Here is a 17,665-nt window from a genome sequence, read left to right on the forward strand (position 1 = left end):
CGCTACCCGGCGCGGGGAGCGCTTTCAACATGCTTTCCCTACAGATAATTCGAGGCCTTGCGATCTCGGGAGAGGCACGCTATTCTCGCCATTATCTGCGGCAAGGGTCTCTGACCGTCGCAGATACTACTTATTGAGGACGCACATTACTGTGCGCACTTCAAATACTCGTTCAGCAGTTTCAGTCTCGTTCCCTCCGCATTCTCCATTTGCCGCCTTACCAGCATGGAAACGCCGGAGGTTGACGGTTTATGGGGGAAAATTTCATGCAGGAAAATACACGCAACATTTCGGCACGGGTCGGTGCCGTTAGCGCCGTAGCGCTTTTGGCGGTCAGTGGTGCATTCATTGCAGGCCCCGCGATGGCCGCAGAGGTGACACCGTCTCCGGGTCCCAGCGAGACCACCACGCCGTCTCCGACGCCGGCTCCTTCGGTCTCCAGCACGGCGACTCCGGATCCCACGGATACGGCCGCTCCGACGCCCACTGACACCGCCGCCCCGGCGCCCACCGGGACCGCTGCCCCGACACCCACCGGCACCGCCTCCCCGACGCCCACCGAGACCGCACCCGCAGTTCTGGCGCCGCCCACGACGAATCTGGCCGATGGTGATGTCATTAAGACGAGCCACCTCATCAAGGGAACAGCGCCGGGGGCCACCTCTGTGGAATTGTCCGTCAACGGAGCAGAGCCGCAGACCATCCCGGTAGCGGAAGACGGCACGTGGAGTGTCTTCGCGCCCACCTTCGTCGCGACGGGCGGGGAGACGCTGACGCTTTCGATAGTTGCCGTCAACGGCGACACCAGGTCAGCTGCCACCATCGTCGTAGTGACCCTTGAAGATGCTCCGCTGCCGGCTCCGACCCTCACCACCCCGTTCCGCGTCGTCGACACTCTGAAGGTTCTGACCGGCAACGGCGTGCCGGGGGCCACCGTCACGATCACGATCGGCGGGGACGAAGCAACACCGGTTACCGGCACAGCCACAGTTGGCGAGAACGGCAGCTGGGAGCTGACCCTCGAGACGCCCCTGGGCTACGGAGCCCATAACGTGGCCCTCGTGCAGTCGCAGGAAGGCAAGGATAGCTCTGAGGAAATCTCCAGCGTCATCCTCGTGGCCCCCGCCGCTCCGGTGGTCACCACCCCGGGCGAGGGCGCCGAAATCCCCGTCAACAAGCTGCCGGCAGCAATCACCGGTACCGCGGTGCCGGGTGCCGACGTCGAGCTCGTCGTCGACTTCGACCTCGACGGTGAAGCGGATGTGGATGAACTCGCGATCCAGGCAACCGTCGCCGATGCCAGCGGCAACTGGTCCGTCCCGATGAATCCTGTGGCTGAGGGCGCCCACAACATTGTTGCCATCCAGGCCGTCGGAGACGTTGTGTCCGATTTCTCCGACACCGGCTTCACCGTTACGGCTGCAGTCGTTGACCCGCCCGTCACCGTCAACCCCGTTCCGGTCGGAAACCCGGGAGCGGGCGGACTGCCCGACACCGGTGCGGCGAACCTGGGCCTGCTGGCCGGAGGCGGAGCAGCCCTGCTCACCGCCGGTGGTGCCGCCCTGTTGTTCAACCGCCGCCGCAATATGGCTTCGGAGTCCTAGGAATCCCTAAGCGGTAAACGAGGACGGGCCCCGGCAATAGCCGGGGCCCGTCCTCGTATTTATACCGTTTCCGCGAACCCCGGTGACGTTAGTCCCGGTTAATAGAAGGCACCACGGTTGCCTTGCCATCCCGGGTGATGACCGCTATTCTTTCGCGTGTCTGTGATCTCGGTTACCGGGCGCTTTAATTCCGGACGATCGAATTCACTGGCCGGATAACGGTCTTTCAGCGAATCGACCGGGATCAGTACAAACTCAGTAGTTTCAGTCTCATTACCTCCGCAATCTCCAGGTGCCGTACGTGCGCCTGCATGGAAACGCCGGGGGTCGATGTTTTATGGGGGAAAAATTTCATGCAGGAAAGTTCACGCCCGCTCTATGCACGGGTAGGCGCCCTTAGCGCCGCTGCCCTTCTGGCGGTGAGCGGCGCATTCATCGCCGGCCCGGCCATGGCTGATACCGGGGACACCCCGCAGCCGACCACGACCGAAACACCTGCCGCACCGCTGCTGCAGGGTACCGGAGAACTGGCACCCGGCCTCGAGGAGGCCCTCCAGCGCGATCTCGGGATGACCGTCGATGAATTCGTGGCTGCAGGCGAGCTGAGCCAAAAGGCCTCAGCTGCCCTAGCGCAGCTCAGGGCCACCAAGGGCTTTGTCAACATCGAAATCCGTGACAATGGCTTGGTTGTTACCGGCAGCGGCGAAGAACTCGAGGCACTCGCCGCGGAACTCGATGCCACTGTTGTTGAGCCCGCAGCCCCCGCTGAAGCTCCGTCCCTGCAGGCTCCCATTGAGCTTCTCACCCAGGCGCCCGAGGCGCCCGCGGCGGACGAAACAGAGACTGCGGTAGTTGAAGGAGGAGCTTCTGAGCCTGAGGCCAAGCAGGCCACCGATCTGCAAGACCTTCTGTCTGCCTACGCCTCTGCCGTGGGTACCGAGAACCTGAGGTCAGTCTCCGGCAGCCCGGAGCGAGGCTTCACCATCGACCTCGGCGACCCGTTCGCCATCGAGGGCACCCCTTCGGCGGCACGCACGGCTCCTGCCATGTCCCCGGAGGAATTTGATAAGCAGTACACGAATGTGAAGCTCAACCCGAACCAGCCCGAGGTGAAGCCCAAGGCTGACGACACCGTCGTCGGCGGCGCCGGCTACTACTCCGAGGTCGGCTCGAGCCGTTACAGCTGCTCCGTGGGCTACACCGGATACAACGCGAGTGGCGCCGAGGCCATTATCACCGCAGGGCACTGCGCAGACGGTGCTGGCAGCCAGACCTTCCTCGAAGTGACGACCGACGAATTCGGTACGGGTGAAGAGCTCGGTACGTTCGGATCGTGGTCGCACGACGGCACGGCGGAGGCACCCGGTACCGACATAGCTGTCATCGATAACATCAACACCGAGCTGGACCTCCGCGCGGAGACGGCCAACTGGGAAAACACAGAAGACCTCTCCGCCACTACGGTCAAGCTCAAGGGCACCACTTCGCCTGTCGTAGGCGCCCCGATCTGCAAGTCGGGCAGGACCACCAATTGGGACTGCGGCACGATCACTGAGCTGGGAATCGCCTCCGTATCAGGTGTCTGGGTCCACGGCTTCTTTACCGATGTTTTCGTGGACGGGGGCGACTCCGGCGGAGCGATGATCTCCGGCGAATACGGCGTGGGCATCACCAGCGGCGGGGCCGATAATGAACCCATCTCCTTTGCCGCTGATCTGGATACCGCGCTGGCCTCTGTCCCGGGCTACACGGTGGGCATCCACCTGGACGCACCCGCGCTGACCAGCCCGGCGAACAACGGCACCGTTGACACCGACGCGGTCATCACCGGCACCGCTCCTGCCGGCAGCACCGTAAACGTGACCATCGACGGCGAAGACGCCAAGGCAGAGACCGCCGCCGACGGCACCTGGACGATCAAGGCACCGACCCTGGTCCCAGCAGACGAAAAGATCACCATCACCGCGCAGGCCGTCAACGGATACAACAAATCGTCTGTCAGCGAATTCGAGCTGACGGTCAAGGAAGCCCCCCTGCCGGCGCCGGTCTTCACGACTCCTGCCACAGTGCTGCATTCCATTGAGACCATTGAAGGCACCGGCGTAGCCGGCGCCACCGTGGCTTTGACTGTGCCGGGCGACGCCGAGGAAGAGGACGTAGCTACGGCTGCGGTTCTCGATACCGAGGTCGACGACGAAGGCAACTGGTCGGTAACCCTCGAGGAACCGCTGACGTACGGCGTCTACGAGCTGTCCGCGGTCCAGGGCGGCATTGACGGCAAGGAAGAATCGGGGGCAGCGACGCTGAACCTTACGGTCGCACCCGACGCTCCGGTGATCACCTCCCCCACTGACGGCCAGGAGTTCGTTGAAGGTTCACTCCCCAACGAAATCACCGGTACCGGCACCGCCGGCGTCGAGGTGACCGTTGCTATCGATGGCAAGGCCCTCGAAGCCGTAGTCGTGGATGAAGACGGCAACTGGTCCGTTCCGATGGGCGATTTGACCGCCGGCGACTACGGGATCACGGCCGCCCAGACCATCAACAGTGCTCCGTCGGCCGATGCCTTCGCGGGCATCACGGTCACCGCAGCTCCGGTTGTGGTGGACCCCGCTCCGGCCGCTAACCCGGGTGGCGGACTGCCTGATACCGGCGCCGCCAACCTCGGTCTGCTTGCCGGAGGTGGAGCATCCCTGCTCGCCGCCGGTGCCGCGGCGCTGATGTACAACAAGCGCCGCCGGGTCTCCGTGGACGCCTAACAGCGCCAGCGGTAAACAACTGAAGCGGGTCCCTGCCAACGGCCGGGACCCGCTTTGACTTAAGCTACAGTCACGCATCAGGAGGAATCATGATCCGAAACCGGACGCCGCCGTCGCTCCACCTGCCTTCAGCCCGTTCCCTGGCCGGGGCCGCCGTGGCAGCCGTGATCGCCGTAGGCTCGGTTACCGGCTGCGCGCCGCAAGACGGCGGGCCCGGTACCCCACCGGATTCGCCATCCGGCACTGCCACGTCACCCACACCAGGATCGGATGCAACCATGAACTCGGATGGACCCGCTGCCCAGCTCCTGCTGCTGCACGCGCGCCTCAGGAACGAGCTGGGAGCCGAATACGCGGACGGCTGGATTGACCGCGGCGTTCTCTACGTCGCGGTGACCGGTCCGGAGGCCGAGGCCAAGGTGCGCGACGCCGGTGCAGAGCCGGTCCTCGTGGCGTTCAACGCCGACGAACTGCAGCAGGCCGGCAGCCAAGTGCAGACCTGGCTCGCGGACAAGCCCGTTCAGGACCTGGAAGTCCACTCGATCAGCACCAGCGGTCGCACCGGCACGGTGACCGTCAAGGTCCCCGCGGATCAGGTCACCGCACTGCAGGCGGCAGCCGACGAGCAGGCACCTGCCGGAGAAATATCCGTCATTGTGGAGGAATCAGTGGGAATGACAACCCCGATGTCCACAAAGTAGGGACAAGCTCCGCATAACCGGCGGTGGAGCCGCCTGCGGGCCTAGGGTTGATGGGTCAAGCAGGCGGCACTTCCTCCTATCTGCCTGGATCTTCGCCATGGAGCAAAAGCTGCTCGCCCTCGTCCGCCGCCGCACCGCCTGGATTGTCCTCGCTGCCTGCGCGGCGTACTGGCTGGTCCTGGCGGCCGGGTTCCTGGAGGCGCCGCTCGGCACCCCGCCCACCCTGATGTTCCTGTGGATGTACTGCAGTGTCATGATTGCCCTGGGAAGCGCGCCCGTAGCGGTGGCCGCCGTCGCCGCGTTGGTCCTGCACCACTCCGCAGACCGGGCCGGCGCGGTAAACGGAGCCGGTCCCGCCGCTCCGAAGGATAAGGGATATTCGCGGCGCTTATACCTTCTGCTCCATCGAGAGCTCAAGAAGCAGTAACAAAACAGGTGGTCCGGGCTATTGATAACCCGTGAGTGCTCTGGTGTCCTGATCAGGCGGTCCAGCAGCGGGCCGAACCTGCTGCTGAAAACCCGTGCTGCTCATGAGCGCTTTCTCCGGTGTTCCGTCCTCCCTGCTTCCATTTGAAAAAGCCCGCCAGGCACGCGGTGACCTGCAGCAGGCACTGCACAACGAACTTGTCCTCCGGTACCGGGAAATCGCGGAAACGGCTGCCGCCGCCTACGCGGGGCGGGGACGTGAGCTGGCGGACCTGCGCCAGGTCGCGTACATGGGACTAATCAAGGCGGTTCGCCGCTTTGACCCTGCCGTCGGCCCGCACTTTCCGGCCTTCGCGGTTCCCACCATTCATGGAGAGCTCAAGCGCTACCTCCGGGATCACTCCTGGGTAGTCCGGCCCCCGCGGCAGCTCCAGGACCTGCGGACCGCCATCGCCAGGCTGCAACCGGAACTCCTGCAGACGCTGGGGCGGGAGCCGTCGCTCCGTGAATTGTCCGAGGCGTTGGGAGTCACCACGAAAGCCGTTTCGGAAGCACTGAACTGCCAGAGCAGTCTTCGCCCGGAATCCCTGGAAGCGCTGGCAGACACCACCGGCGCCGAGCAATGGGCCGTAGCCGACGGGCGGCTGGAACGGGCCGAAAACCTTGCCATGCTCCGCCGCGCCGTGCGGAACCTGACGGATCAGGACAAGGAACTGTTGTTCCTGCGGTATTTCCACGAGGAATCCCAGCAGGCCATCGGAGAACGGCTGGGCCTGACCCAGATGCAGGTCTCCCGCGGACTGGCGAGGATTCTGGTGCGGCTGCAGCATGAATTGCTGGGTGCTTCCACGCTCAACCAAGCCGCGACTCCCGCGGTCGGGGGCAGTGCAACCGCCTGAACCGCCGCGCGGCCCGCACCTGCCCGCATACCGTACGGAGCCCTGTTACCGTTCCACCATGGATCCCGCCGCCGCTCCGAAAACCAGCACCCCGGAAAAGACAGTCCCGTTAGCCACCGTCCCGCCCAAACTGGCCAAAGGCGACCTGCTGCGCGTCATTGCTCCGGCGGCGAGCCGCGCCATGGTGGCCGAACACGATCACAGCGCACTCATCGAGCGCCGCTTCGCCGGCCTGGGCCTGCGGCTTTCCTACGGCCGCCACGTGGATGAGCGCGACATTTTCGACTCCACATCGGTCGCCTCCCGCGTTGCCGACCTGCATGACGCGTTTGCGGATCCGGAGGTCAAGGGCATCCTGACCGTCATCGGCGGCTTCAACAGCAATGAACTGCTCCCCTATCTGGATTGGGACCTGATTGCCGCCAATCCGAAGATCCTGTGCGGATACTCCGACATTACGGCGCTGCAGAACGCGATTTTCGCCCGCACCGGCCTGGTGACCTATTCCGGTCCGCATTGGTCCAGCTTCGGCATGCGGGACCATTTTGACCTAACCCAGCAGTGGTTCGTGGACGCCCTGGTGGACGGCTACCGGATGGAGCTTGCCCCCTCCGCGGAGTGGATCGACGATGCCTGGTTCCTGGACCAGGACAACCGCAGTCCCCGGCCGGGGAGCGGATGGTGGAACCTGCAGCAAGGCGCCGCATCCGGCCGTATTATCGGCGGGAACCTGTGCACGCTGAACCTCCTGCAGGGCACCGCGCAGATGCCTCCGCTGGCCGGCTCCGTGCTCATGCTGGAAGACGATGAAGCCACCGATCCCAGGACCTTTGCCCGTGACCTCACCTCCCTGCTCCAGCAGCCGGACGCGGAAGATATCCAAGGCCTGGTCATCGGCAGGTTCCAGGCGTCCAGCGGCATCACCCTGCCGCATCTGCAGGAGATCGCGGCGCAGCCTGCCCTGGCGGGCCTGCCGGTTCTGGCCAACGTGGACTTCGGGCACACCCAGCCGCAGCTGACCCTGCCGATCGGCGGCCGCGCGGAACTGACCGTGGACGCATCCGGCGGCCGGCTTCGCCTGAGCGACCGCTAGAGCGCCTCGAGCTTCTCCACGGCGGCCAGGACGTCCTCTACCGTGACCGCCAGCAGCGCGGGGTCCGGATCCGTGGCGAAGGTGTCTCCGCGGCGTCGGCTGCCGTCGGTCAGGGCGATGTGCGGCCCCGGCGGCGGACCCCATTCGCTGACCGGCGCCGGGCCGAACAGGACCACCGACGGCCGGGCATAGGCCGATGCCAAGTGTGCGGCTCCGGTATCGGCCGAGATCACGAGCCGGGACCGGGAAATCACGGCGGCGAACTCGTCCAGCCGAAGCTCACCGGCCACCACGCGCTCCGCCCCAAGCCCGGCGGCGTCGGCGACGGCGAGCGCCCGCTGCCGCTCGGCCCCGCTGCCCGTAAAGAGAATCGGGAAACCTGCGGCGTCCAGTTCACGGGCGACGTCGGCAAACCGGTCCGCTGGCCAAAGCCGGCTGCCGTAGGCCGCGCCCACATGGATCACTACCGCTTCCGGCGCGTTTTCCTCCGCCGGCGGCGGCTCCAAACGGTAATCCAGCGGATCCGCAGGGATGCCGTGCCAGGACAGCAATCCTGCCCACCGCTCCCGTTCGTGGACACCGTCCTTCCACGGCGGACCGTCCCACCCGGGTCCCGCATGACCGATCCGGCGACCGGGCTGCAGCGCCTCGATCCGGCTGCAGCTCTCCGGACCGCTGCCGTGCAGGTTCACGGCAACGTCGATTAGTCCGGGCGCGAGCGGAATGGGCACATCCAGGCCGTGCAGGGGAAGCAGGTCATCCACGGCCCCGGTGAGCGGCAGGATGGGACGCAGCCACTCCTGCGCCGCGTACCGGATGCGGTGCTCCGGATACTCCCGCCGCAGGGCCTTCAGCGCCGGAACCGCGACCAGCAGATCCCCGAGTTTCAGGGCTCGCAGCACCAGTAGTTCGGGACGGTCGGCCACCTCGGGCATGGGCGCAGTTTCCTTCCGGTCGGGTCGACTCCTGCCAGAACGTCCACATCCTGCCAGAAGATTGTGCCGCGGGATACGGGTGGGGCGGCAGTTCCGGCTGGCAAAGAAGTGATTCGCGCGGTGTTTAGTTCCCCTTCCGGCGGGGAACAGATGCGGTATGGGAATCTTCCGGCCGCCGCCGCGTGCCGTTCTGTTTGACCGGGACGGCACGCTCATCGTTGACGTGCCTTACAACGCGGACCCGGCGCGGGTGTGGCCGATGCCCGGCGCCGCCGAGGTGCTGGCCGGGCTGCGGCGTTCCGGCGTGCCCATCGGGGTCATCACGAACCAGTCCGGCATCGGCCGCGGATTGCTCTCCGCCGACGAGGTAGCCGGTGTCAACGCAGCAGTCGAAGATCTGCTGGGCCCGTTCGACGTCTGGGAAATCTGCCCGCATGCTCCGGGCTTCGGCTGCATCTGCCGCAAGCCGCGGCCGGGCATGGTGCTGCGGGCCAGCCGGCGCCTGGGACTCGATCCGGTGGAAGTAGCCGTGATCGGCGATATCGGTATCGATATGCGGGCTGCGGCCGCAGCCGGTGCGCGCGGGGTTCTGGTGCCCACCGTCGTGACCCGGGCCGAAGAAACCGCTGCGGCAAAGTTCGTGGCCCGGGACCTCGCGGGTGCGGTTGACCTGCTCTGGGGTCCCGGGTGAGCCGCCGGGTACTCGTGGCTCGGCTCGACGGGGCCGGCGACGTGCTGCTCGCCGGACCTGCCGTCCGGGCGGTGGCCGCGGCTCCGGGTGTGGAAGCGGTGCTGCTGTGCGGACCGCAGGGTGCGCAAGCCGGGCGGCTGCTGCCCGGCGTCACACAGGTACTCGAGTGGTCCTGTCCCTGGATTCTGAATCCCGCTCCGGCCCCCTCCCCCGCCCTGCTTCAGGACCTGCGGGAGGTAGTCGCCGCCTCCCGGGCCGAGGAAGCGGTGATCCTCACGTCCTTCCACCAGTCCCCGCTGCCACTGGCCTTGCTGCTCCGCGAAGCCGGGGTACGCACCGTTACGGGGGCGTCCACCGATTACGCCGGGGCGCTGCTGACGCACCGGCTCAAACCCGGGGAGGACTTCCCTGAAGACCAGCCGGAGGCGGAGCGCGCGCTGCGGATCGCTGCCGCCGCAGGTTTTCCGCTTCCCGCCGGCGACGACGGCCGGCTGCGGCTGGGACCGCTGCCCGATGTCTCCCACCTGGTGGGCACCGGACCCTACATCGTGGTGCATCCCGGCGCTGCGGTGCCGGCCCGGGCCTGGCCGGCGCTGCACCATGCCGCCGCCGTCGAGCTGCTCACCGCCGCCGGGTTCCGCGTGGTGGTCACCGGCGGCCCCGGGGAGAAGGAGCTGACCGCCACCGTGGCGGCCGTGGCAGGCCTGGATCTGGGCGGACGCACCGATCTGGCCGCGCTGGCGGCGGTCCTGGCCGGAGCGGATGCGGTGGTGGTTGGAAACACCGGACCGGCCCATCTGGCGGCCGCCACAGGCACTCCGGTGGTGAGCCTCTTCGCGCCCGTGGTGCCCGCCATCCGGTGGGCCCCCTACCGGGTGCCGCTGGAACTGCTGGGGAACCAGCACGCTGCCTGCAGCGGAACCCGTGCCCGGATCTGCCCGGTGCCCGGGCATCCCTGCCTCTCCGGTGTTTCCCCCGAGCAGGTGGTGGAAGCCGTGCAGCGCCTGGTCACCGGTGTGCCGTCGCTGCAGACCCACCGCGAAATGAGGCACCGATGAGGATCCTGTTGTGGCACGTGCACGGCGGCTGGATGGAGGCGTTTGTCCGCGGCGCGCACGAATACCTGCTGCCGGCTACCCCGGCGCGGGACGGCTGGGGGCTGGGCCGCGGCGGCCGCCCCTGGCCGGAATCCGTCGTGGAAGTGGCGCCGGAAGATCTGCGTGCCCAGCAGATCGACGTTGTGCTGCTGCAGCGTCCCGAGGAGATCGAGGCCTGCACCCGCCTGCTCGGCCGGCGGCCCGGCCGGGACATTCCGGCGGTGTATCTGGAACACAACACCCCGCGCGGCAACGTGCCCGAGACCCGGCATCCGCTGGCCGGACGGACGGACATCCCGGTTGTGCATGTCACGCAGTTCAACCGCCTGTTCTGGGATAACGGGAGGGCACCGGTACGGGTGATCGAACACGGCATCCCCGACCCCGGCTACCTCTACACCGGGGAGCGCCCGCATCTGGGGGTGGTGGTGAACGAGCCGGTCCGCCGCAGCCGGGTGGCCGGCACCGATCTCCTGCCGCAGTTTGCCCGGACCGCACCGCTGGAAGTCTTCGGGATGGGCACGGACCGGCTGCCCGGGGTGCTGGGCGGAGACCGGCTGCTGATCCGCGGCGACCTGCCGGTGACCAGGCTGCACCGGGAGCTGGCCGGCTGCCGGGCCTACCTGCACCCGATGCGCTGGACCTCGCTGGGGCTGTCCCTGCTTGAGGCCATGCATCTGGGACTGCCGGTCCTGGCCCTTGCGACCACCGAAGCGGTCCGGGCGGTTCCGCCGGAGGCGGGGGTGGCCAGCAACGATCCCGAGGAGCTGCTCCGGGCGGTGCGGATGTTCCTGGCCGAGCCCGAGCGGGCACGCATCTGCGGCCGGGCAGCCCGTGCGGCGGCGCTGTCCCGGTACGGGCTGGACCGGTTCCTGTCCGACTGGGACGCGCTCTTCGCGGACCTGCTGACCCAGGCGGTTTCCGCTGCATCGTTCAATCCGGCGGCGGGAACCGCACCGGCATCAACAGGAGGGGGGCAACAGTGAGAATCTCAATGGTGTCCGAACACGCAAGTCCGCTGGCCGCGCTGGGCGGCGTGGATGCCGGCGGCCAGAACGTGCATGTGGCCGCGCTGTCCGTGGCGCTGGCCGCCCGCGGCCACACCGTGCAGGTGTACACGCGGCGGGACGATCCCGGGCTCCCGGACCGGGTGCAGGTGCAGGACGGCCTGGAGGTAGTGCATGTGACCGCCGGTCCGGCCCTGCCGCTGCCCAAGGATGACCTGCTGCCGTACATGGGACAGCTGGCCGACGGCGTCCTCGCTGACTGGGGAACCGAACCGCCCGACGTCGTGCACTCGCACTTCTGGATGTCCGGCCTCGCCTCGCTGGAGGCGGCCCGCAACGCCGGGGACGAGGGCGTGCCGGTGGTCCACACCTTCCACGCCCTGGGCACCGTGAAAAAACGGCATCAGGGCGCCGAGGACACGTCCCCGCCGGAACGGGCCTGGCTTGAGCCCTCCGTGGGCCGGCGTGCGGACCGGGTGCTGGCGACCTGTTCGGACGAGGTCTTCGAACTCAAGGCCATGGGGGTGCCGACCAACCGGATTTCCATTGCGCCCTGCGGCGTGGATTTGTCCCTCTTCTCTTCCACCGGGCCGGCGGAACCGCGCGGACGGCGGCACCGGATTGCCGCCGTCGGGCGCCTGGTGCCGCGCAAGGGTGTGGACCTGGCCATCCGCGCCCTGGCGCTGCTGCGGGACGAGGGCCTGGAAGATGTGGAGCTGCTGATTGTCGGCGGTTCCAGTGACAGCGCCGGACTGGAATCGGATCCGGAGGCCCGCCGGCTGCTGGCCCTGGCCCGCTCCCTGGGTGTGGCGGACCGGGTGCTGCTCCGGGGCCAGGTTCCGCGCGAGCAAATGCCCGCGGTGCTGCGCAGCGCCGATGCCGTGGTGTGCGCGCCCTGGTATGAACCCTTCGGGATCGTGCCGCTGGAGGCGATGGCGTGCGCAGTGCCCGTTGTGGCCTCCGCAGTGGGCGGCCTGATCGACACCGTAGTCCACGGCAAGACCGGCCTCCATGTGCCGCCCCGGGATCCGGCCGCCCTGGCCGCCGCGCTCTCCGAGCTGCTGCAGAACCCCCGCTACGCCCGGCGGCTCGGCGCAGCGGGCAAACAGCGTGCCTCCGCCCGCTACTCCTGGGACCGGGTGGCACTGGACACGGAGAAGGCCTATCAGCTGGCCCTGGGCGCCGCCGCGAGGCCCGGACGGCTGCAGCCGCTGGGAGGGAAGGCGCTGTGAGCATCGAATCCCCTGTCACCGCTCCCGTCGTCGTGCCGGAGCAGGCCGTGCTGGACCACCTGGCCCAGGCGCAGCCCGCCCTGCTCTCCGTCCAGCGTCAGGCCCGGCACCTGACGGAATGGGGTCTTGAGCTGGCGGCCCGCCTCTTTGCCGGGCACCGGCTGCTGACCGCGGGAAACGGCGGGTCCGCGGCCGAAGCCCAGCACCTGAGCGCGGAACTGGTGGGACGGTTCGACGGCGAGCGCCGCCCGTTTTCCGCCATCGCCCTGCATGCCGAAACCTCAGCCGTGACGGCTATCGCCAACGATTACGGCTTCGACCAGCTCTACGCCCGGCAGGTGCAGGGCCACGGCAGGCCCGGCGACGTGCTCATCCTCTTCTCCACCAGCGGCGCCAGCCCCAACCTGCTGGCCGCGGTGCAGGCCGCGCACAGCGCAGGGCTGCGGACCTGGGCCCTGACCGGCCGGGTGCCGAATCCGCTCGCGGCGGCCTGCGAGGACTTCATTGCCATTGATGCGCCGGCAGCAAATGCGCAGGAGGCCCATCTGGTGGCCCTGCATGCCCTCTGCCGGTCCTTTGACGCCGAAATCGAACGGCTCACCAATGCAGGAGGAACCGCGTGAAGACAATAGTTGTGGTGGGTGATGTCCTGCTGGACACGGACATTTCCGGCTCGGCCCGGCGCCTCTCCCCCGACGCGCCGGTACCCGTGGTGGACGTGGACGACGTCGGACGCCGGGCAGGTGGAGCGGGCCTGGTGGCACGCCTGCTGGAACGGGACGGTCGGCGGGTCCACCTGGTGACGGTGCTCTCCGACGACGACGCGTCCGGACAGCTGAGGACCGCGCTGGCCGGCATCCCCCTGACCTGCGGACCGTCCGAGGCGCCCACCCCGGTCAAGACGCGGATCCGGGCCGGCACCCACGCCGTGGTCCGCTTCGACCAGGGCTGCTCCCCCGCCCCGGTCCCGGCGGTCACTGCACAGATGCTGTCCGTGGTCGCGGCAGCCGATGCAGTGGTGGTCGCCGACTACGGCCGCGGGCTCACGGCCAATCCGGCCCTCCGGGACCTGCTGGGAACCCTGGCCCGGCGTATTCCCGTGGTCTGGGACCCGCATCCGGCCGGGGCTGATCCGGTGCCCGGGGTCGCGGCTGTCACACCGAACCTCGCCGAGGCCCTGTCCGCTGCCGGGGAGGCACCGGGCGGGGTTCCGGCGGCACTTCGCGCGGCGGAAAAGCTGCTCACCCGGTGGCAGAGCCAATCCGTGGTGCTCACCATGGGGGCGCATGGCGCGCTGGCACTCCCCGCCGCGGGCCTGGCGCAGATCCTTCCCGCCCCGAAGATTTCCGCGGAGGACACATGCGGTGCCGGGGACCGGTTTGCCGCTTCCCTCACCGTGCGGCTGCTCGACGGCGACGGGCTGGAAACCGCCGCCGAAGCCGCGGTGCAGGCGGCGGCCTCCTTCCTGGCCGCCGGCGGCGTGGCCGGACTGGAGGCGGAGGACCCCCTGCAAATGTTCGTCAGCGGGACACCGGACGCGATGGCGACGGCGGCGCGGGTCCGGGAGCGCGGCGGAACCGTGGTGGCCACCGGAGGCTGCTTCGACCTGCTCCACGCCGGACATGCCCGCACTCTGCTGGCGGCCCGGGGGCTGGGCGATTGTTTGATTGTCTGCCTGAACTCCGACGATTCCGTCCGGCGGCTCAAAGGTGAGCAGCGCCCGATCATCGGTGCCGAGGACCGGGCGGAACTGCTGCAGTCACTGGAATGCGTGGACGGGGTCCTGGTCTTCGAGGAGGACACCCCGGCGGCAGTGCTGGAGCGGCTGCGCCCTGACATCTGGGTCAAGGGCGGCGACTACCGCGAAGACCAGCTCCCGGAGGCCGCGCTGATCCGATCTTGGGGCGGGGAAACCGTCACCGTCCCCTTCCATCCCGCCCGTTCCACCACCGCACTGGCCTCCGCGCTGGCGAAGGTCGGCTGAGCAAGCCGCTCCCTGTTTCCGCTGCCCCTACCCGTTCCGCTCCGTTCCGTTCCGCCGAAAGGAAGTCCCATGAGCCTGTCCCCCGTGGCCCCCGCGCCGGTCGCCCTCCCCGGTCCTTTGCCGGATCCTGTGCCGGTCCCGGACCCCCTCCTCCCAACTCTTCCCCTTCCCGCGGTGTTCACCGGCCGGGTGCTGGTTACCGGTGGCGCCTCCGGGCTGGGTGCCGCCGTCAGCGCCGCCGTGACCGCCGCCGGCGGCAGCGTGGTGGTGCTGGACCGCGATATCAGCGCCGTCACGGAGGTCAAGGCCGTGCAGGTGGACGTGGCGGACCGCGCCGGCGTGGAAGCGGCCGTACAGGAGGCAGCGCAGATCCTGGGTGGACTCGATGCCGTGGTCACCGCCGCCGGCATTGACCGCTGCGGCCGGCTTGAAGACGTGGCGGCGGAGGAATGGGAGAAGGTCATCGGCGTGAACCTGCTGGGCACCGTCTCCGTGGTCCGCGCCGCACTGCCCTATCTGGCCGCCTCCCACGGCCGCGTCATCACCGTGGCCTCCACACTGGGGCTCAAGGCCGTCTCGGATGCGACGGCGTACTGTGCCTCCAAGTTCGGGGTGATCGGCTTCAGCCGGGCCCTTGCCGCCGAAACCCGCGGCCGTGTGGGTGTGACCACCATGATTCCCGGCGGCATGAAGACGCGGTTCTTCGACGACCGCACCGAGCAGTACCGCCCGCAGGACGATTCCCGGCTCAATGATCCGCGCCGGGTGGCCGACGCCATCCTGTTTGCCCTGTCCCAGCCCGCCGGCTGCGAGGTCCGCGAAATGCTGATCTGCCACGAGGAGGAGGATTCCTGGCCCTGAGCCTGGCCCGGCGCGTGCCGGTCAGGCGGACGACGGCGGCGCCTTCCGTCCGCGGGTCCGCACGGCGACGCCGGCGCAGAGGATGACGGCCAGCCCGCCCAGCACGGTGGCCCAGGTCAGCTGCTCATGCAGGAGCAGGGCGGCCCAGCAGATGGTCAGCACCGGCTGGGCCAGCTGCACTTGGCTGACCCGGGCCATGGGGCCGATGCCCAGGCCGCGGTACCAGGCGAAGAAGCCCAGGAACATGCTCACCACCCCCAGGTAGGCGAAGGCAGCCCATTCCCCCGGGCCGCCGGCAGGGGTCCTTCCGGCCAGGCTGAGCACAGTCAGCCCTGCCATCACCGGCGAGGCGAGCAGCAGCGCCCAGGAAATGGTTTGCCAGGCCCCCAGCTCCCGGGTAAGGATGCCGCCTTCGGCGTATCCAACCGCTCCGGCGATCACCGCGGCGAACAACAGCAGGTCCGACGGGTGCAGCCCGGCCAGCCCGCCGCCCTCGAGGGCCGCGAACCCGACGGCGGCCGTTGCCCCCACGGCTGCCATGACCCAGAATCGGCGGGGCGGACGCTCATGCGTGCGCAGGACCGCTATCACTGCGGTGGCGGCGGGCAGGAGGGCGGCGACAACGGCGCCGTGGCTGGCCGGAGCGGTGGCGAGCGCGAAGGATGTCAGCAGCGGGAAGCCGGCAACCACGCCGCCGCCCACCAGAGCCAGCCGCGCCCATTGTGTGCCCCGCGGCAGGCGCTGCCGGGTCAGTGCAAGGGCGGCCGCGGCAAGCAGTGCGGCGACCACTGCCCGGCCCGATCCGACAAAAAGCGGCGCCATGCCGCCCGCCACGGCGAGGCGGGTGAAGGGAAGCGTGAAGGAGAAGGCGGTGACGCCCAGCAGGCCCCACCACAGGCCCTCGCGGCTGGTCGGTAGCACTGTTGGCAGCGCGAGAGTAGCGCTATTATCTGGCTTCATGGCCGATAGTAGCAGTGCGAACCGGATCGTGGCAGACCTGCGCGCGTGGATCTCCGCGGCTGCTCCCGGGTCGCAGCTGCCGTCCTCCCGGGAGCTCGTTGCACGGCACGGAGCCAGCCCGGTCACGGTGCAGAAAGCGCTGCGGACGTTGGCATCCCTTGGCCTGGTGGAAAGCCGGCCCGGTGCTGGGACTTTCGTCCGCGCCCGCACCGTTGCCCGTGCCCATGACTACAGCTGGCAGACCGCCGCCCTAGGCGCTCCGCGCAGCCTGCCCACCCTCTCCAGCGCCATGCGGACAGTGGCGGATGACGTGATTGCGCTGCACTCCGGCTATCCGGACCCGGAGCTGCTGCCCGGACGCCTGGTCCGGGCAGCTTTCGCCCGTGCTGCCCGCACCGACGCCGCCCTCTCGCGCTCCCCCGCCGCGGGCCTGCCCGAACTGCGCGCCTGGTTTGCCGCCCAGCTGGGCACGGGAGCCCCGGCGGGCGTAGCCCCTCCGGCAGCCTCCGACGTCGTGATCCTCCCCGGCAGCCAGATCGGGCTCAGCGCCGCGTTCCGTGCCCTGGTGGGACCCGGCCGGCCGCTGCTGATGGAATCCCCCACCTATTGGGGTGCCATCCTGGCCGCCGCGCAGGCCGGGGTGCAGGTAGTCCCGGTGCCCAGCGGAAGTGACGGTCCGGACCCGGACGCGCTGGCCCGCGCCTTCGCACAGACCGGAGCACGGGCCTTCTACGCCCAGCCCGTCTTCGCCAACCCCACCGGCGCCTATTGGTCACGGCAGCGGGCCGACCAGGTGCTTGAAACGGTACGGCGGCACGGGGCATTCCTGATCGAGGACGACTGGGCTCACGACTTCGGCATTGCCGCGGAGGCGGCCCCCTTGGCCGCCCGGGACGACGGCGGGCACGTGGTGTACCTGCGCTCCCTCACCAAAAGCATTTCCCCGGCGGTGCGGGTGGCGGCCGTCATTGCCCGCGGCCCCGCACGCGAACGGCTGCTGGCGGATTTCCAGGCCTCCTCCGTGTATGTCAGCGGAATACTGCAGGCGGTGGCGCTCGACGTCGTCACCCAACCCGCTTGGCGCACGCATCTGCGCCAGCTGCGGCCCCAGCTGGCAGGACGGCGGGACCTGCTGATTGATGCGCTCCGGGAGCACGCTCCGCTGGCCCAGGTGGAGGCGGTCCCCAAGGGCGGACTCAACCTGTGGGTGCGCCTGCCGGATCACACGGACCTCGCCGCCCTCACCCGCGACTGCGAAAGTGCCGGCGTGCGGGTGGCACCGGGAAACGAGTGGTTCCCGGCCGAGCAGGCCGGTGCCTATCTGCGGCTGAACTACTCCGGGCCGAATCCGGGTGCGTTCGGCGAGGGGGCGCGCATCCTGGGGCGGGTCATGGAGCAGCACCGGCAGCAGTAAAC

General features: G+C 68.7%; 16 protein-coding genes. 14 read left to right on the forward strand and 2 right to left on the reverse strand.

What is annotated here, in order from left to right; translation table 11 throughout:
• The first annotated feature begins 266 nt into the window (after positions 1 to 266).
• The 6 genes from N2K98_RS16730 to N2K98_RS16755 all read left to right on the forward strand — a co-directional run bounded on the left by N2K98_RS16730 (position 267) and on the right by N2K98_RS16755 (position 7,482).
• Entirely contained in the window at positions 267 to 1,604 is a 1,338-nt protein-coding gene (locus tag N2K98_RS16730) for an Ig-like domain-containing protein (protein ID WP_255796396.1), read from the forward strand.
• 353 nt (positions 1,605 to 1,957) lie between these two features.
• Positions 1,958 to 4,363 carry a trypsin-like serine protease gene (locus tag N2K98_RS16735; RefSeq protein ID WP_255864547.1) on the forward strand — a complete coding sequence of 802 codons (2,406 nt, stop codon included), beginning with the start codon at positions 1,958 to 1,960 and terminating at the stop codon, positions 4,361 to 4,363.
• A gap of 278 nt (positions 4,364 to 4,641) precedes the next feature.
• Positions 4,642 to 5,064, forward strand: coding sequence for a hypothetical protein (locus N2K98_RS16740; protein WP_255864546.1), 423 nt, complete (start codon positions 4,642 to 4,644; stop codon positions 5,062 to 5,064).
• A gap of 97 nt (positions 5,065 to 5,161) precedes the next feature.
• Positions 5,162 to 5,491: a hypothetical protein gene (locus N2K98_RS16745; RefSeq protein ID WP_255864545.1), complete on the forward strand. Its 330-nt coding sequence runs from the start codon at positions 5,162 to 5,164 to the stop codon at positions 5,489 to 5,491.
• A gap of 103 nt (positions 5,492 to 5,594) precedes the next feature.
• A complete protein-coding gene (locus N2K98_RS16750; RefSeq protein ID WP_255864544.1) occupies positions 5,595 to 6,389 on the forward strand; it encodes a sigma-70 family RNA polymerase sigma factor in 795 nt (264 codons plus the stop codon).
• 58 nt (positions 6,390 to 6,447) lie between these two features.
• Complete coding sequence (locus N2K98_RS16755; RefSeq protein WP_255864543.1) at positions 6,448 to 7,482, forward strand: S66 family peptidase; 1,035 nt, start codon at positions 6,448 to 6,450, stop codon at positions 7,480 to 7,482.
• On the opposite strand, the gene N2K98_RS16760 is transcribed toward N2K98_RS16755, so the two are convergent.
• Positions 7,479 to 8,417 carry a glycosyltransferase family 9 protein gene (locus N2K98_RS16760; RefSeq protein WP_255864542.1) on the reverse strand — a complete coding sequence of 313 codons (939 nt, stop codon included), beginning with the start codon at positions 8,415 to 8,417 and terminating at the stop codon, positions 7,479 to 7,481. The two genes, N2K98_RS16755 and N2K98_RS16760, sit on opposite strands and share 4 nt — an antisense overlap.
• A gap of 157 nt (positions 8,418 to 8,574) precedes the next feature.
• On the opposite strand from N2K98_RS16760, the gene N2K98_RS16765 reads away from it, so the two are divergent.
• The 7 genes from N2K98_RS16765 to N2K98_RS16795 all read left to right on the forward strand — a co-directional run bounded on the left by N2K98_RS16765 (position 8,575) and on the right by N2K98_RS16795 (position 15,289).
• Complete coding sequence (locus N2K98_RS16765) at positions 8,575 to 9,108, forward strand: D-glycero-alpha-D-manno-heptose-1,7-bisphosphate 7-phosphatase (RefSeq protein ID WP_255864541.1); 534 nt, start codon at positions 8,575 to 8,577, stop codon at positions 9,106 to 9,108.
• A complete protein-coding gene (locus N2K98_RS16770) occupies positions 9,105 to 10,166 on the forward strand; it encodes a glycosyltransferase family 9 protein (protein WP_255864540.1) in 1,062 nt (353 codons plus the stop codon). The genes N2K98_RS16765 and N2K98_RS16770 overlap by 4 nt, the downstream gene beginning before the upstream one ends.
• On the forward strand, positions 10,163 to 11,191 hold the full coding sequence (locus tag N2K98_RS16775) for a glycosyltransferase (RefSeq protein WP_255864539.1): 1,029 nt from the start codon (positions 10,163 to 10,165) through the stop codon (positions 11,189 to 11,191). Before N2K98_RS16770 ends, N2K98_RS16775 begins: the two co-directional genes overlap by 4 nt.
• Complete coding sequence (locus N2K98_RS16780; RefSeq protein ID WP_255796386.1) at positions 11,188 to 12,444, forward strand: glycosyltransferase; 1,257 nt, start codon at positions 11,188 to 11,190, stop codon at positions 12,442 to 12,444. The genes N2K98_RS16775 and N2K98_RS16780 overlap by 4 nt, the downstream gene beginning before the upstream one ends.
• Positions 12,441 to 13,067 carry a D-sedoheptulose-7-phosphate isomerase gene (locus N2K98_RS16785; protein WP_407079995.1) on the forward strand — a complete coding sequence of 209 codons (627 nt, stop codon included), beginning with the start codon at positions 12,441 to 12,443 and terminating at the stop codon, positions 13,065 to 13,067. The genes N2K98_RS16780 and N2K98_RS16785 overlap by 4 nt, the downstream gene beginning before the upstream one ends.
• On the forward strand, positions 13,064 to 14,428 hold the full coding sequence (gene rfaE2 / locus N2K98_RS16790) for a D-glycero-beta-D-manno-heptose 1-phosphate adenylyltransferase (protein WP_255864538.1): 1,365 nt from the start codon (positions 13,064 to 13,066) through the stop codon (positions 14,426 to 14,428). Before N2K98_RS16785 ends, rfaE2 begins: the two co-directional genes overlap by 4 nt.
• A gap of 69 nt (positions 14,429 to 14,497) precedes the next feature.
• Positions 14,498 to 15,289 (forward strand): SDR family oxidoreductase, encoded by a 792-nt coding sequence (locus tag N2K98_RS16795; protein WP_255864537.1) that lies wholly within the window; start codon positions 14,498 to 14,500, stop codon positions 15,287 to 15,289.
• Between the two features lie 21 nt (positions 15,290 to 15,310).
• Here N2K98_RS16795 and N2K98_RS16800 read toward each other — a convergent pair whose 3' ends face one another.
• Positions 15,311 to 16,249 carry a DMT family transporter gene (locus tag N2K98_RS16800; RefSeq protein ID WP_255864536.1) on the reverse strand — a complete coding sequence of 313 codons (939 nt, stop codon included), beginning with the start codon at positions 16,247 to 16,249 and terminating at the stop codon, positions 15,311 to 15,313.
• Here N2K98_RS16800 and N2K98_RS16805 point away from each other — a divergent pair.
• Positions 16,248 to 17,663 carry an aminotransferase-like domain-containing protein gene (locus tag N2K98_RS16805; RefSeq protein WP_255864535.1) on the forward strand — a complete coding sequence of 472 codons (1,416 nt, stop codon included), beginning with the start codon at positions 16,248 to 16,250 and terminating at the stop codon, positions 17,661 to 17,663. The two genes, N2K98_RS16800 and N2K98_RS16805, sit on opposite strands and share 2 nt — an antisense overlap.
• The last annotated feature ends 2 nt before the right edge of the window (positions 17,664 to 17,665 follow it).

This window comes from Arthrobacter jinronghuae, from assembly GCF_025244825.1.
Taxonomy (GTDB): Bacteria; Actinomycetota; Actinomycetes; order Actinomycetales; family Micrococcaceae; genus Arthrobacter_B; species Arthrobacter_B jinronghuae.

Coding starts and splice junctions, on each gene's coding strand:
- N2K98_RS16750 (WP_255864544.1), top strand. CDS start 5,595: ATGAGCGCTTTCTCCGGTGTTCCGTCCTCCCTGCTTCCATTTGAAAAA.
- N2K98_RS16765 (WP_255864541.1), top strand. CDS start 8,575: ATGGGAATCTTCCGGCCGCCGCCGCGTGCCGTTCTGTTTGACCGGGAC.
- N2K98_RS16795 (WP_255864537.1), top strand. CDS start 14,498: ATGAGCCTGTCCCCCGTGGCCCCCGCGCCGGTCGCCCTCCCCGGTCCT.
- N2K98_RS16740 (WP_255864546.1), top strand. CDS start 4,642: ATGAACTCGGATGGACCCGCTGCCCAGCTCCTGCTGCTGCACGCGCGC.
- N2K98_RS16730 (WP_255796396.1), top strand. CDS start 267: ATGCAGGAAAATACACGCAACATTTCGGCACGGGTCGGTGCCGTTAGC.
- N2K98_RS16775 (WP_255864539.1), top strand. CDS start 10,163: ATGAGGATCCTGTTGTGGCACGTGCACGGCGGCTGGATGGAGGCGTTT.
- N2K98_RS16735 (WP_255864547.1), top strand. CDS start 1,958: ATGCAGGAAAGTTCACGCCCGCTCTATGCACGGGTAGGCGCCCTTAGC.
- N2K98_RS16755 (WP_255864543.1), top strand. CDS start 6,448: ATGGATCCCGCCGCCGCTCCGAAAACCAGCACCCCGGAAAAGACAGTC.
- N2K98_RS16805 (WP_255864535.1), top strand. CDS start 16,248: ATGGCCGATAGTAGCAGTGCGAACCGGATCGTGGCAGACCTGCGCGCG.
- N2K98_RS16745 (WP_255864545.1), top strand. CDS start 5,162: ATGGAGCAAAAGCTGCTCGCCCTCGTCCGCCGCCGCACCGCCTGGATT.
- N2K98_RS16800 (WP_255864536.1), bottom strand. CDS start 16,249: ATGAAGCCAGATAATAGCGCTACTCTCGCGCTGCCAACAGTGCTACCG.
- N2K98_RS16760 (WP_255864542.1), bottom strand. CDS start 8,417: ATGCCCGAGGTGGCCGACCGTCCCGAACTACTGGTGCTGCGAGCCCTG.